14 protein-coding genes are annotated in these 14494 nt (G+C 65.3%); 8 read left to right on the top strand and 6 right to left on the bottom strand.

Translation table 11 applies throughout. The annotated features are described in order from the left end of the window. Positions 1-140 precede the first annotated feature (140 nt). From F3I16_RS08120 to F3I16_RS08095, 6 genes are all read right to left on the bottom strand, one after another. A complete protein-coding gene (locus F3I16_RS08120; protein ID WP_160493210.1) occupies positions 141-1151 on the bottom strand; it encodes an alpha/beta hydrolase in 1011 nt (336 codons plus the stop codon). 159 nt (positions 1152-1310) lie between these two features. Next, positions 1311-2114, bottom strand: coding sequence for an alpha/beta fold hydrolase (locus tag F3I16_RS08115; protein ID WP_160493209.1), 804 nt, complete (start codon positions 2112-2114; stop codon positions 1311-1313). 155 nt (positions 2115-2269) lie between these two features. Further along, positions 2270-2698, bottom strand: coding sequence for an organic hydroperoxide resistance protein (locus F3I16_RS08110; RefSeq protein WP_160490376.1), 429 nt, complete (start codon positions 2696-2698; stop codon positions 2270-2272). 509 nt (positions 2699-3207) lie between these two features. Next, the gene (locus tag F3I16_RS08105; protein WP_160493208.1) at positions 3208-3657 is read right to left on the bottom strand and encodes a MarR family winged helix-turn-helix transcriptional regulator; all 450 of its coding nucleotides are present in this window, start codon (positions 3655-3657) and stop codon (positions 3208-3210) included. 237 nt (positions 3658-3894) lie between these two features. Further along, positions 3895-4149, bottom strand: a complete 255-nt coding sequence (gene grxC, locus F3I16_RS08100; RefSeq protein ID WP_160493207.1) for a glutaredoxin 3 — start codon at positions 4147-4149, stop codon at positions 3895-3897. A gap of 13 nt (positions 4150-4162) precedes the next feature. Beyond that, on the bottom strand, positions 4163-4681 hold the full coding sequence (locus F3I16_RS08095; protein ID WP_160493206.1) for a carboxymuconolactone decarboxylase family protein: 519 nt from the start codon (positions 4679-4681) through the stop codon (positions 4163-4165). A gap of 128 nt (positions 4682-4809) precedes the next feature. On the opposite strand from F3I16_RS08095, the gene F3I16_RS08090 reads away from it, so the two are divergent. The 8 genes from F3I16_RS08090 to F3I16_RS08055 all read left to right on the top strand — a co-directional run bounded on the left by F3I16_RS08090 (position 4810) and on the right by F3I16_RS08055 (position 14473). After that, entirely contained in the window at positions 4810-5625 is an 816-nt protein-coding gene (locus F3I16_RS08090; protein WP_160493205.1) for an AraC family transcriptional regulator, read from the top strand. Positions 5626-6026: 401 nt separating this feature from the next. Further along, complete coding sequence (locus F3I16_RS21065) at positions 6027-6287, top strand: substrate-binding domain-containing protein (RefSeq protein ID WP_218573171.1); 261 nt, start codon at positions 6027-6029, stop codon at positions 6285-6287. 215 nt (positions 6288-6502) lie between these two features. After that, positions 6503-7918 carry a cytochrome c oxidase accessory protein CcoG gene (ccoG, locus tag F3I16_RS08080; RefSeq protein ID WP_160493204.1) on the top strand — a complete coding sequence of 472 codons (1416 nt, stop codon included), beginning with the start codon at positions 6503-6505 and terminating at the stop codon, positions 7916-7918. Positions 7919-7980: 62 nt separating this feature from the next. Further along, complete coding sequence (gene mapR / locus F3I16_RS08075; protein WP_160493203.1) at positions 7981-9390, top strand: GntR family transcriptional regulator MpaR; 1410 nt, start codon at positions 7981-7983, stop codon at positions 9388-9390. 121 nt (positions 9391-9511) lie between these two features. Next, positions 9512-10102 (top strand): hypothetical protein, encoded by a 591-nt coding sequence (locus tag F3I16_RS08070; protein ID WP_160493202.1) that lies wholly within the window; start codon positions 9512-9514, stop codon positions 10100-10102. Between the two features lie 169 nt (positions 10103-10271). Continuing rightward, a complete protein-coding gene (locus tag F3I16_RS08065; RefSeq protein WP_160493201.1) occupies positions 10272-11057 on the top strand; it encodes an efflux RND transporter periplasmic adaptor subunit in 786 nt (261 codons plus the stop codon). Then, positions 11054-12373: an efflux RND transporter periplasmic adaptor subunit gene (locus F3I16_RS08060; protein ID WP_160493200.1), complete on the top strand. Its 1320-nt coding sequence runs from the start codon at positions 11054-11056 to the stop codon at positions 12371-12373. Before F3I16_RS08065 ends, F3I16_RS08060 begins: the two co-directional genes overlap by 4 nt. Then, positions 12374-14473 (top strand): HlyD family efflux transporter periplasmic adaptor subunit, encoded by a 2100-nt coding sequence (locus F3I16_RS08055; RefSeq protein WP_160493199.1) that lies wholly within the window; start codon positions 12374-12376, stop codon positions 14471-14473. It abuts the gene before it with no gap. Positions 14474-14494: the final 21 nt, after the last annotated feature.

Raw genomic sequence — 14494 nt, 5'->3', positions numbered from 1 at the left:
GGAGAAAACAGAGCGGCATAGTGCGCTGATTGATGAGGTGTCAGCCGCCGAGAGTCGCCGCAAGCGAGCACCAAGAAAAATCTACACAGCAGAACGCCCCAGCACGCTGAACGTACTGGGGCGCTTGATCGTGCTTCAGGTTACTTGAGCTTGGCTTTCAGCGCGGCAGCGGCTTGCTGCATGGCGCTTTGCGTGCCTGGGATCGGGCTGATCACGTTGAGCAAGCCGAAGTCGTGAATCATGCCGTTGTAGCGCACGGAGGTCACCTTGACCCCGGCTGCATCCAGTTTGCGCGCATAGGCTTCACCTTCGTCACGCAGTACGTCGAACTCGGCAGTCTGCACCAGGGTGTCCGGCAAGCCTTGCAGCTGCTCTACCGACGCCTGCAGCGGCGAGGCGTAGATCTCGGCGCGCTGTTTCGGATCCGTGGTGTAGTTGTTCCAGAACCACTGCATCAGGCTCTTGCTGAGGAAGTGGCCCTCGGCAAACTGGTTGTAGGAGGCATTGTTGAAGTTGGCGTCGGTTACCGGCCACAGCAACAGCTGGAACTTGATCGCCGGGGTGCCTTTGTCCTTGGCCAGCAGGCTGACCACTGCGGCCATGTTGCCGCCCACGCTGTTGCCGGCTACCGCCAGGCGTTTGCCGTCGACACCAATCTGCGCGCCGTTCTGCGCCACCCATTGGGTGGCGGCGTAGGCCTGGTTGATGGCGGTCGGGTATTTGGCTTCCGGTGACGGGGTGTAATCGACATACACCGCCGCAGCGCCAGAGCCCACCACCAGGTCTCGGATCAGGCGTTCGTGGGTCTGATAGTCACCGAGTACCCAGCCGCCGCCGTGAAAGAACATGAAGACCGGCAGCGTGCCCTTGGCATCGGCTGGACGGACCACTTTGAGCTGGATCGACTGGCCACCGACCTCGATGGTCTTGTCGACCACCTTGATGCCGGACACATCAACCTTGACCCCAGCCTGCGCACCGACCAATACGGCGCGGGCGTCTTGGGGCGTCATCTGCTCCAACGGCGTGCCACCGCCAGCGGCGAGGGCATTGAGGAAACCTTGAGTGGTGGTTTCCACTCCGGGACTACCGGCAGCGAAGGCGCTGTTGACCGCGAGAGCCAGCAGGCCGGAAACGAGAATACGGGTCATGGTATTGCTCCTTGAATGAGATCGTGGCGATTCAGATCGGGATAGGCCACCAGGGGCGTTCTCAGCGGGACAACGGCTGATCACGCCGTGACGAGCGCCTGACCTTGGGGCTGGGCCATGGGGCGTTAAAAGCCCCATGGCTGGGCGTTAACCCCGGGATCAGTTGGCGGTTTGTTCGGCAGCTTCAATGATCAAGGCCGCGACTTTCTCTGGGTTGGAGGTCATCACCACATGCGAGGCTCCAGGGACAGTCACGGTTTTCTTCGACCCGGCGCGCTCTGCCATGAACTTCAGCGCAGCTGCCGGAATGTTCTTGTCTGCCGAGCCATAGATGAACCAGGACGGCAGTTGCTTCCAGGCCGGATCGCCTGAGGCTTCATGCAGGGCGTGTTCGGTGATGGGGCGTTGGCTTGCCGCCATCAGCGCCGCTTCGGGCGCGGCGACATCGGCGGCAAACTGCTGGGCGAACTTACCCTGCTGGATGTACAGGTCCTTGTTGCCGTCCTGCAAGGTCACGGGCGCGCCCAGGGTTGGCCCCAGGGTGCTGCCGGGGTAACGGCCAGACAGTTCGACGGCAGTCTCGCCTTTGTCGGGGGCGAATGCGGCGACATACACCAAGGCCTTCACGTTCGCGTTGTCCTGCACGGCATTGGTGATGACCGAGCCGCCATAGGAGTGGCCGACGAGAATTACCGGGCCGCTGGTGTGCTCGACGATACTGGCCACGTAGTCAGCATCGAACTTGACCCCGCGCAGCGGGTTCGCGGCGGCTATTACCGGGTAGCCCTGGGCCAACAGTTGCGTGGCGACCCCGTTCCAACTGGCGGACTCGGCAAATGCGCCATGCACCAGTACGACTGTTGGCTTGTCGCCGGCGCTTGGCGCTGCAAATGCAGAACTCATTACACCCAAGGCCAGGGCGGTGGTGGTAATAGCGGTTTTAAGCAACGCGAAAGTACGCATGATGAATTCCTTTCTCTGAATCAGATTGGTGATGCGACAGACTGAGAATCAGTCCGTACTTCGGCACACAGAGCGCGGGCAATAGAGCGCCTCAACTGTTTTGTCAGGCTCCGCACCGGGCTTGCGGTACTGAGCCTGAGCAGTCAGGCCAAGGCCTAGTCGAGCAGCGTCAGGGTGACGTCGATATTGCCGCGGGTGGCGTTGGAGTACGGGCAAACGATGTGCGCACGGTCGATCAAGGTCTGCGCTTGCTCGCGGTCCATGCCCGGCAGGCTGATGCGCAGTTCGACTTCGATGCCGAAACCGTTGGGGATCGCGCCGATGCCCACGACACCTTCGATCGAGGCGTCGGCTGGCATCGCCAGCTTGTCGCGGCCAGCGACGAACTTCATCGCACCGATAAAGCAGGCCGAGTAGCCCGCCGCGAACAGCTGCTCCGGGTTGGTGCCCTGGCCACCGGCACCGCCGAGTTCTTTCGGAGTGGTCAGGGCGACGTCGAGCACGCCGTCGGAGGAGATGGCACGGCCGTCACGGCCGCCGGTGGCTTCTGCATAGGCACGGTAAGCAATGGTTTGAATCGACATGGTGGTAATCCTCTTGAGCTGTTTGACTGGGTTTTTTTAGAGCGTTGCGGTGTCCACTGGCGATCAACCTTCGTGGCTGATCAACCAGTGCGGGTAAAGGCCTTTGCCGTCTGCCTGGCTGTCGTCAGCCAGAACCGGGGCGGAAAGAACAACAAGGGCGGTGAAGGCAATCAGGGTTTTCATTACGGTTCTCCACGACTCTCGGGGTTGTTGGATCAGGTGCAGATAACTGCCGATCTCTGTTGCCGCTTCGCGCAAATATTTTGCGCGCTAATCAGTTCCACGAAGCGAACTCTAGTACCAATAAATTTAGCGCGCAAGATATATTTCTAAGAATTTAGCGATAAGCGCTGCCCTACTCAGGCATAAGCGAGGAATGACGGGCTGTTGCGCGTTGTTTGCGAGCGGGGCGGCGGGGCGAAATCGTTGAGCGGCGCGGGAATTAACGCCTAAGGACGATGTGGACGGCGAGGCTGCCGGCGCGGGCGACCGGCTCGTCGCCCGGGTGCTTACACGGCCTGTTGCAGGCTGCTGCGCAGAGCGACCAGTTCAGCCTTGAGGGCGCCGAGTTCCGCAGCGGATTGCTGGGTAGCGGTGAGAATGCAGCCGGGGATGCGCTTGGCCTGCTCGCGCAGATCGCGGCCCTTATCGGTGAGAAACAGCTCGACCACACGCTCGTCGACACTGCTGCGAGTGCGCTTGAGCAGGCCTTCAGCCTCCAGGCGCTTGAGCAATGGGGTGACGGAGCCGGGGTCGGTCAACAGGCGGATGCTGATATCGCCGACGGTGATGCCATCCCCTTCCCAGAGCACCATCATCGCCAGGTACTGCGGGTAAGTCAGGCCCAGTTCCTGCAGCAGCGGCTTGTAGACCTTGGTCAACAGCAGCGAAGTCGAATACAGGGCAAAGCACAGCTGGTTATCGAGCAGCAGTTCGGCGCAAGGGTCTTGCGTGGCCATGGCGTTCTCCAGCAGCATAGGACAGTTGCCGATAATTTATCGCGCCAACTACTGTTATGCCAATTGAATGCACCCTGCGTGGCTTCCACTCAGACCAAGACCTGACTGCGGCTCTAGGCGCCCACGGGAAAGCGCCGAGGCCTGTTGCGCCTTTTCGACCCTGCGTTTGGCTGTGCTGAGTCAAAAGCGCAAAAGATATGCTCAGGATGGTGGTGCCAGCCTGAGCACATCAGAACATCAAGCATGCAGCAAGGCATCCAGTTCGCCCTTGCGCTCAAGGCCAGCCAGATCGTCAAAACCACCGACATGCCTGTCGCCAATGAATATCTGCGGGACAGTTCTGCGCTGGGAGCGCTGCAGCATTTCCGCGAGACGCTGGGGTGAGGTCTCAACGTCAATTTCGACCGCCTTGACCCCCTTGCGCGACAGCAGACTTTTTGCGTTGAGGCAGTACGGGCAATGCTGTGTGGTGTAAATGGTCACTTGGCTCATGGTGATGGCCCTCTCAGTGTGCCAACGGTGGGAAGTCGATATCGGTGGCAGCGATGTTGTTCAGGTAATTGGTCAGGGTTAACAGCGCCACCTGGGCGACCACTTCAACGATCTTGCCATCGGCAAGGCCGGCTTCGTGCGCAGCGGCTATCTGAGCATCAGTCAATTGGCCGCGGCTCTCGGTGATCTGCCGGGTCAGCGTGGCAATTGCGCTCAGCTTGCCTGAGCGGGCCTGGCGAATGTCGTCCTCGCCCAAACCGGTCTTCGCACCGAAGAACGAGTGGGCCGCGATGCAGTAGTCGCAGCCGTTGACTTGCGAGGTCGCCAGCGCTGCAACTTCACGTTCGGCAGCGCTCAGTGAGCTCTTGCCCAGGGCTTGCGCCAGAGCCAGATAGCCAGTCAATGCAGCCGGTGCATGCGCCAATGTTTTAAAGGCATTGGGAATAAATCCGAGACCCTTCTGGATGCCTTCGAGGGAAGCGCGTGAGCCAGCGGGTGCCTGTTCCAGAGTGAGAGCGGCGATACGAGTCATGGGTGTTCTCCAGTAGGTTGAGCAACGAGCTTGTCGATCAAGCTTGGAACTCATATTAGGGACCACGACTTTATTTTCGGCTTCAGATCGTCGATGTTATGCAACAGATCGTCTAAATCGAGCCTGCAATGGACCGTCTATCCACACTGCTTAAACACTTCAACCTGCATGCCGCCACATTCCACCAGGGCGGTTTTTGTGGCACCACTGACCTCTACGGCCACGGCAGCTACGGCCACGTGCACTTATTGCGCTCGGGACGCCTGACCTTCAGGGATAAGCGCAATCAGCTCATCGAATTGGCAGAGCCGAGCCTGGTGCTCGTGGCTCGCCCGCAACAACATCAGCTGGTGGCAACAGAGGTCGACGAAGCCCAATTGGTGTGTGCCACCTTATTCTTTGATGGCGGTGCCGATAACCCGCTGACCCTTGCCTTGCCGGACTATATCGTCAAGCCCCTGCGTGAACTGCCGGGCCTCACGGGCAGCCTCGACTGGTTGTTTGAAGAAGCCTTCGGCGACGAATGTGGCCGTGATGTCGTCCTCAATCGATTGTTCGAGCTGATGGTGATCCAGCTCCTTCGACACATGATGGCGAACCAAAGCCTGCCTACGGGGATGATGGCAGGGCTGGCTGATTTGCGGCTGGCACGGGCCATTACCCTGATGCATGACACTCCGGCAAAACCCTGGTCGGTGGGTGAATTAGCAAGCGCAGCAAATATGTCTCGCGCGAGCTTTGCAGCCCAGTTCCGCAAGGTGGTGGGGAAAACCCCGGCAGATTATTTGCTCAGCTGGAGGGTCAGCCTGGCCCAGAAGCGACTTCGGGAAGGACGTCCCATTGGGCTGATCGCCGACGAAGTGGGCTATGAAAGCCCTTCGGCGCTAGCCAGGGCATTTCGTCGAAAGGTTGGAGCGAGCCCACGAGAGTGGCTTCAACAGTAGCTCAGTTACCAACCTTCAGAACTGGCGCAGTCACTGGCCGAGCACGCTGAACTGCAGGAAACAGCGCTGGAATCCGCGCGATCAGCCGCACAGCTGCGCCCCGAAGACGTTTCCGGCACTGTGCGCATTACCACGACCGATACGATCCTGCATGGCTTGGTGGCCCCCGCGCTTAAAGACCTCAGGGCTCTGCACCCTCTGCTGTGCTTTGAGCTGCACACCGGCAGTGAGCTAGCCAGGCCTGGCGCGCCGCGATGCAGACATTGCCGTGCGCGCCACCAAGCGGCCACCGCAACACCTGGTAGGTAAGCATGTCGGCCCCATTCGGGTGGCGTTATTCGCCGTGAAGCACGGGGGACATCACGCGCTATGCCGATGTCGAGGCAGGCAAGGCGCCTTGGGTGGCTCCAGACGACGCGCTGCCCGAACACCCTTCGGCATTGTGGCACAAACGGCATTTCCCCAAGGTCGCGCCAACGTACCGAGTCAACAGCATCCTGACGGTGCTTGAGTTGGTCAGCCTGGGGCTGGGCGTGGGTATCGTGCCGCTTTTCCTGGCCAAGTCGCCCCCTAACCTGGTGCAGTTGACCGATGTGCTTGATGAGTGCCAGACGGAGCTGTGGATGCAGATCAGAATGCGGCCGGAGACAGCCGCACATTGATGCGAGTAAGCCGCGCATGGCCGCAAGCAAGCGCAAACGCCGGTTAGAACCCACTGCATTCAGAAAACTGTCCATCCAACAGCGCAGCCAGTTACCCGACCGAGGCACCTGGGCTCCATCTGATCCGCTTTTTATCGTTCAACCTGAATCTGTTATGTAACCGCTGACGCGCCGACCATAGCCCCATCTTAGAAAAGCTTGATGAGGCATCTGTCATGAGCGAACGCATCCCCGCGCGGATCGTGGAATCCATCGACGTCAGCCAGCCTGTGCGGCTGACGCCGTCCCAGGCCGGCGGGCCGATCCATACCCGCAGTTTCAGCGGCCGTTTCCGCAATCTGCGCCTGTATGGGGCGGGCCTGCTGTTCCTGATCTTCTTCGGCACCGCCTGGCTCGACTGGGACGGGCGCCAGGCCGTGCTGTGGAACCTGGCCGAGCACCGCTACTACATCTTCGGCGCGACCTTCTGGCCGCAGGATTTCATCCTGCTCTCGGCGCTGCTGATCATCGCCGCCTTCGGCCTGTTCACCGCCACGGTGGTGGCCGGGCGCATCTGGTGCGGCTACACCTGCCCGCAGAGCGTGTGGACCTGGGTGTTCATGTGGGCGGAAAAAGTCACCGAGGGCGAACGCCACCAGCGGGTCAAGCTGGACGCCGCGCCCTGGTCGCTGGGCAAACTGACGCGGCGCAGTGCCAAACACGCCATCTGGCTGGCGGTCAGCCTGCTCACCGCGCTGACCTTCATCGGCTACTTCACGCCGATCCGCGCACTGAGCGTAGAGCTGCTCAGCCTGCAGATCGACGGCGCCACGCTGTTCTGGGTGCTGTTCTTCACCGCCGCCACCTACCTCAACGCCGGCTGGCTGCGCGAGAAGGTCTGCGTGCACATGTGCCCCTACTCGCGCTTCCAGGGCGCCATGTTCGACCAGGACACCTTGCTGGTCGCCTACGACGCCAAGCGCGGCGAAGGCCGTGGCCCGCGCCGCAAAGGCAGCGACCATAAGGCCGAGGGCCTGGGCGACTGCATCGACTGCCAGATGTGCGTGCAGGTCTGCCCGACCGGCATCGACATCCGCGACGGCCTGCAGATCGACTGCATCGGCTGCGCCGCCTGCATCGACGCCTGCGACTCGATCATGGACAAAATGGGCTATGCCACAGGCCTGGTCGGCTACCGTTCCGAGCGCGAGCTGCAAGGCGGCAAGACCCACTGGCTGCGCCCGCGCCTGGTCGGCTACGGCGTGGCCCTGGCGCTGATGATCGGTGCCTTCGCCTGGGCCCTGCAGGCGCGCTCGCTGGTGTCCATCGATGCCGCCAAGGACCGCAGCATGTACCGCGAGAACGCCGCCGGGCAGATCGAGAACACCTACCGCCTCAAGATCATCAACAAGACCCAGCAGGCCCAGCGCTACCGCCTGGCCCTGGTCGACAGCCCCGGCCTGCGCCTGAACGCACCCCGGCAATTGCTGCTGGCCCCGGGGGAAATCCTCGACGTGCCAGTGACCCTGGTGCAGCTCGCCGAGCAGGCCAGCGCGACGGCCATGCCGATTCGTTTCGAGGTCAGCAACCTGGCCAACACCGGTGAAAGCGCGCAGACCCAGAGCATGTTTATCGCCCCGGCCAGGCGCTGACGAGCGTGCGCCGGCAACTCGCCGTAGACTGTGGCCCACCACCGGCCGCACCTACGGATACGATGAAGCGCTACGAGAAATTCGCCGACCAGATAGCCGAGCTGATCCGCGCCGGGGTGCTCGCCCCCGGCGAGAAGGTGCCCTCGGTGCGCCATGCCAGCCGCACCTACGGGGTCAGCCCGTCCACCGTGTTCCAGGCCTATTACCTGCTGGAAGACCGCGGGCTGATCCAGGCGCGAGCGCGCTCCGGCTATTTCGTCCGCGAACTGGCGCGGCATTCCCTGGCCGAACCGGAGACCAGCGCGCAGGCGGCGCAGACCACCGAGGTCGACGTCAGCGAGCTGGTGTTCTCCGTGCTCGGCTCGCTGAAAGACCCGCACACCGTGCCCTTCGGCTCGGCCTTCCCCAGCCCGCAGCTGTTTCCCCTACCGCGCCTGGCGCGCTCCATGGCCCACGCCCTGCGCGACATGCCGGCCCATGCGGTGATCGCCGACATGACCAGCGGCAACCCCGACCTGCGCCGGCAGATTGCCCTGCGCTACATGGTCGCCGGCGTGCGCCTGCCGCTGGACGAGCTGGTGATCAGCAACGGCGCCCTGGAAGCGCTGAACCTGTGCCTGCAGACGGTGACCAGCCCCGGCGACCTGGTGGCCATTGAGGCACCGGCCTTCTACGCCACCCTGCAGGTGCTGGAGCGGCTCAAGCTCAAGGCCGTGGAAATCCCGGTCAACCCGCGCGAGGGCATCGACCTGGACGTGCTGGCCGAGCGCCTGGCCAGTCTGCCGATCAAGGCCTGCTGGTTCATGAGCAGCCTGCAGAACCCGCTCGGCGCGAGCATGAGCGACAGCAAGAAGGCGGCGCTGTACGCACTGTTGCAGCAGCACCAGGTGCCGCTGATCGAGGACGACGTGTACGCCGAGCTGTACTACGGCAGCCAGCCGCCCAAGCCGGTGAAGAGCTTCGACACGGACGGCCTGGTGATGCACTGCGGCTCGTTCTCCAAGAGCCTGGCGCCGGGCTACCGGGTCGGCTGGGTAGCCGGCGGGCGTTATGCCGAGCAGATCAGCCGGCTCAAGCTGATGACCACCATCTCGCCTTCGGTGCCGGCCCAGGCGGCGATTGCCGACTACCTGCAGCACGGCGGCTACGACCGCCACCTGCGCAAGCTGCGCCACGCCCTGGAAACCCAGCAGGGGGCGATGCTCGCCTCCGCCGCGCGGCACTTCCCGGCCGGCACCCGGGTCACCCGGCCCAGCGGCGGCTACTTCCTCTGGTTCGAATTCCCCGAGCAGGTCGATTCGCTGCAGCTGTTCCAGCTGGCCCTGGCCCAGGGCATCAGCCTGGCGCCGGGGCCGATCTTCTCCGCCACCCGGCGCTTTCGCAACTGCGCGCGGCTCAACCACGGCCATCCCTGGGATGCCCAGAGTGAACAGGCGATGGAGCTGCTGGGGCGAATCCTGGTCTCATTCTGAGCGCCGATTGGCTACGGCGCGGCTAGTGTACAAATACGTGGTAAAGCTGACGTCGAAATAGTGGCACACTGACAGCCAGCAAGCCGATACCCCGACAATAAGCAGAACAAGGTGAAGCGCCATGAGCAAGGACAGCGAAGCCGGTATCCACGAGATACTCAGCGACCTGCAACGCATCGAACTGCTGGAGCAATCCGCCAAGCTCAACCGCCTGCTCATCTACGCCCTGGGCGGCGGCCTGCTGCTGGCCCTGCTCGGGCTCCTGCTGCTCGGCCTGCTCGGCGGCGGCGAAGAAGCCGCCGAACAGGGCGCCAGCCAGGCCAGCGTCGCGGCCCTGGAGAAAAAACTGGAGACCCTGGATCAGCAGGTCGCCAGCCTCAAGCAGCAGGCGCAGAACCAGCAGAAGCTGTTCGACCTGCTCAAGGGCGGCCTGCCCGTCCCGGCTTTCAGCCCGGCGGCCAACGCCACTGATGCACCCAGCGCCGCCGACCGCGCCACCGTGCAGCAGGTGGCCAAGACCCTGATCGGCCAGGAACGCAGCTACCAGGAAAGCCTGGCCGCGCTGAAGCTCGGCATGCGCGACCTGGCCGGCATGATCGCCGGGTCGCGCAGCTGGCTGGAGGATTACCAGGAGGCCCTGGACAAGCCGCTGAACGAGAGCCGCGCGCGGGTCAAGGAGCTGCAGCAGTGGTCCGCCGCTGAGCAGGAGTAACGAATGAGCCTTGCCAGCGCCCTGCTCGCCTAACCGCTGGCCGCCAACCTGCCGACATCCACCCCAGCATCGCCGCCGGGCCGGTCCCGGGCAAATGCCGAGGCCGTTTGCGCGCCTGCGCTTCTTCCGTACACTGCGCAACGACAAGAAACCTGCAGGGAGCGCACGCATGCATAAAACCGTCAGCCGGGCCTGGGTGGTTCTCGGCCTGCTTAGCGCCCAGGGCGCTCAGGCCAGCGAGGCGCCAGGCGACCCACTGCTCGACAGCCCGGTCAGCAGCCCCAGCGCCCCCGAACGCAAGGCCCGCGGCGTATTGCGCGCACGCGACCAGGCCATGCTCTCCAGCGAACTGGCCGGGCGCATCGTCGAGATGCCCTATGCCGACGGCCAGGACTTCAACAAGGGCGATGTGCTGGTGCGCTTCGACTGCAGCGCCTACCAGGCCCAGCTCAACGCCGCCCAGGCCGCCGTGCGCGCCGCCCGCGAGGAACTCGGGCACAACCGGCAGCTGGCCGCGCTCAACTCTGTCGGCCGCTTCGAAGTCGCCCTGGCCGAGGCCAAGCAGGCCCAGGCCCAGGCCGAAGCCCAGGTCTACCAGGTGCAGGTCAAGCGCTGCAGCATCAGCGCGCCCTTCAACGGCCGGGTGGTGCAGCGCAAGGCTCAACCCCATGAAAGCGTGGCCAGCGGTGCCCCGCTGCTGGAAATCGTCGACAACCGGACCCTCGAAGTCCATCTGCTGGTGCCCTCCAGCTGGCTGGGCCGGCTGCAGCCGGGCGAACACTTCGAGTTCGTTCCGGATGAAACCGGCCAGCCGCTGCAGGTCGAGATCAAGCGCCTGGGTGCGCGCATCGACGAAGGCAGCCAGACCCTGCAGCTGATCGCCAGCCTGCCCGCCGACGCCAGCGGCCTGCTGGCCGGCATGAGTGGCAGCGCGCATTTCGCGGAGGCGCCATGACCGCCCAGGTGCCCGGCCTGGTCGAACGGCTATTCGCCCAGTTCCTCGCCCTGGAACGCCAGGCCCGCGCCGCCAAGGATCTCGACAGCCTGGCCTATGCCCTGGCCAACGACGCCCAGGGCCTGTTCGGCTTCCGCCACGCCGCCCTGCTGATCGCCGGCAAGGTGCGGGCGCTGACCGGCATCAGCGTGATCGAAGCCAACGCGCCCTTCGTCGCCTTCGTCGAAAACGCCGCCGAGCAGTTGCTGGCCCAGGGCCGCTCGACCAAGGCCCAGGTGGTCCAGGCCGAGTCGCTGAACGCACAGACCCGCGCCGACTGGCAGAGCCTGTCGGCCGCGGCGGTGTTCTGGCTGCCGCTGCTGGATAAACAGCAGCAACCCTTCGGCGGCCTGTGGCTGGCCCGCGAGCAGCCCTGGAGCGAGGCCGAACAGGCCTTGCTGCAGCAGCTCGGCGACTGCTACAGCCATGCCTGGCTGGCCCTGCAGCCGCGCCAGCCGTGGCGCCTGCGCTGGCCGCGGAAGAAGATCCTCGGCGTGGCCGCCGCCCTCCTGCTGCTGTTGCTGCTGCCGGTACGCCAGTCGGTGCTGGCGCCGGCGGAAGTGGTGCCGCTCGGCGGCCAGGTGGTCGCCGCGCCGCTGGACGGGGTGATCGCCGAGTTCCGCGTCAAACCCAACCAGGCGGTGCAGAAAGGCGATGTGCTGCTGCAGTTCGACGCCACCAGCATCAAGGCCCAGGCCGATGTCGCCGAACGCAGCCTGAACGTGGCCGAGGCCGAACTCAAGGCCAATGCCCAGCGCGCCTTCGCCGATGCCGAATCGAGCGCGCGCATCGACCTGTTCGCCGCCCGCGTGGAACAGAAGCGCGCCGAGCGCGACTACGCCCGCGAGCTGCTGGCACGCACCGAGGTGCGGGCCGAACGCGACGGCATCGCGGTGTTCGCCGACGCCCAGCGCTGGACCGGCAAGCCGGTGCAGACCGGCGAACGGCTGATGGAGATCGCCGATCCGCAGCAGGCCGAGCTGCGCATCGAGCTGGCGGTCGGCGATGCCCTGGACTTCCAGCCCGGCACCGAAGTCGCCCTGTTCCTCGACAGCGACCCGCTGCACCGCCACCAGGCGCGCCTGCAGCGCATCGCCTACGAGGCGCAGCTGACCCCCAGCGCGCAACTGGCCTACCGCCTGGATGCCGAGTTCGCCGCCACGCCACCGCGCATCGGCCTGCGCGGCACCGCGAAGATCTTCGGCGCGCGCGGCCCGCTGGTGTTCTACCTGCTGCGCCGCCCGCTGGCCGCTCTGCGCCAGACGGTGGGCCTGTAGATGCAGCTGCCCGCCCTGCGCGCCGACCTGCAGCTGTCCGCCGCGGCGACCGCCCGCGACGGCTCGCCGCAATGGACCCTGGCCGACCCGCTGCGCGGGCGCTACTTCAAACTCGGCGCGCCGGCCATGCGCCTGCTCCGACACTGGGCGCTGGGCGATGCCGAGCAGGTGCTGCAGGCGGCCAACCGCGAACCGGGCACGCCGCTGGGCGCCGGCGAACTGGAAGAGCTGCTGCGTTTTCTGCGCGGCCACGACCTGATCGCCGCCACCGATGCCGAGCAGCGCGCCAGCTATGCGCCCAAGGCCGCCCAGCAACGCCAGGGCCTGTGGCGCAGCCTGCTGCACCAGTACCTGTTCTTTCGCATCCCGCTGTGGCGCCCGGATGCCTTTCTCGACCGCACCTGGCCCTGGCTGCAGCGTCATGGCCGGCCCCTGCTGCGCATCGGCCTGCCGTTGCTGCTGGCGCTCGGGGTGTTCCTCGCCGCGCGCGACTGGGAACGCTTCATCGCCACCTTCCCGCACCTGTTCAGCCTGGGCGGCGCGCTGTCCTTCGCCATCGCCCTGACCTTCGCCAAGCTCTGCCACGAGTTCGGCCATGCCTACATGGCCAAGCGCGCCGGTTGCCGGGTACAGAGCATGGGCCTGGCGTTCATGGTCATGCTGCCGATGTTCTACACCGACGTCAGCGACGCCTGGCGCGTCAACGACCGCCGCTCGCGCCTGCTGATCGGCGCCGGCGGGGTCCTGGCCGAACTGCTGCTGGCCTGCATCGCCCTGCTCGCCTGGTCGCTGCTGCCCGACGGCCCGGCACGCACCGCCGCCTTCATGCTGGCCAGCGCCACCTGGATCACCACCCTGCTGATCAATCTCAACCCGTTCATGCGATTCGACGGCTACTTCCTGCTCAGCGACCTGTGGGGCGTGGACAACCTGCAGACCCGCGCCTTCGCCCTGTGCCGCTGGCGCCTGCGCGAGGCCCTGTTCGGCTATGGCGCAGCGCCGCCCGAGCCCTGGTCGCCGGGCATGCAGCGCCGCCTGCTGGGCTGGGGCTACAGCGCCTGGCTGTGGCGCGCCGTGCTGTTCTTCGGCATCGCCCTGCTGGTCTACCACATGTTCTTCAAGCTGCTCGGGATCTTCCTGATGCTGGTCGAGCTGGTCTGGTTCATCGGCCTGCCGGTGTGGCGCGAGCTGCAGGAGTGGTGGCAGCGCCGCGACCAGGCGCACCCGGGCAAGGTGCTGGGGCTGGGCGCCCTGCTGCTGGTGCTGCTGGCCATCCTCGCCCTGCCCTGGCGCAGCAGCGTGGAGCTGCCGGTGATGCTCGAGGCCAGCCGGGTCAGCGCGCTGCACGCGCCGGTGCCGGCGCGCCTGCTGCAGCTGCATGTGCGCGACGGGCAGGCGGTGGCCGCCGGCGACCTGCTGCTGGAACTCGAATCACCCGACCTCGACTCGCGCCAGCTGATCGTGCGCCAGGAGATCGAGATCCTCCAGCTGCAGCTGCGCCGCCAGGCCGGGCGCAGCGAGACGGCGGCCGACAGCACCATCCTCGAACAGAACCTGGCCGAAGCGGTGGCCGAGTATCGCGGCCTGGTTGCCCAGCGCGAACTCCTGCAACTGCGCGCGCCCCATGCCGGCGTGGTCCGCGACCTGCCGGCGGACCTCAGCGAAGGCCGCTGGCTGGCACCGCAGACGGCCCTGCTGCGGGTGGTCGAGCAGGACGTGCGCCTGCGCGGCTACCTGGCCGAAGAGGACCTCTGGCGCCTCGAACAGGGCGCCGCAGGGCGCTTCATCGCCAGCGGCGGCCCGCTGCTGCCGTCTGTGGCCCTGACCCTGGTGGAGGTGGATACCACCGGGGCAGCCTATATCGACCAGCAGGCGCTGGCCTCCGACCACGGCGGGCCGATCGCGGTACGCCGCGACGAAGAGGGTCGGGCCCAGCCGGTGCAGGCGCAGTACGCCGTCCGCCTGCTGCCGCAGGAACCGCTGGCACCGCCGTCGCAACAGCTGGTCGGCGTGGCCCTGGTGCAAGGACGGGCGGAATCCATACTGGGCGCGATGTGGCGCCGGGTCGCCGCCCTCGGCGTACGGGAAAGCGGTTTTTGAATAGGTGCCGGCGGTGCCGGC

Origin of the sequence: Pseudomonas sp. L-22-4S-12, assembly GCF_009799935.1 — a bacterium.
Classification (GTDB): domain Bacteria; phylum Pseudomonadota; class Gammaproteobacteria; order Pseudomonadales; family Pseudomonadaceae; genus Aquipseudomonas.
Note: the sequence above shows the minus strand (reverse complement) of the source record. Positions and strands in the feature narration are given on the sequence as shown.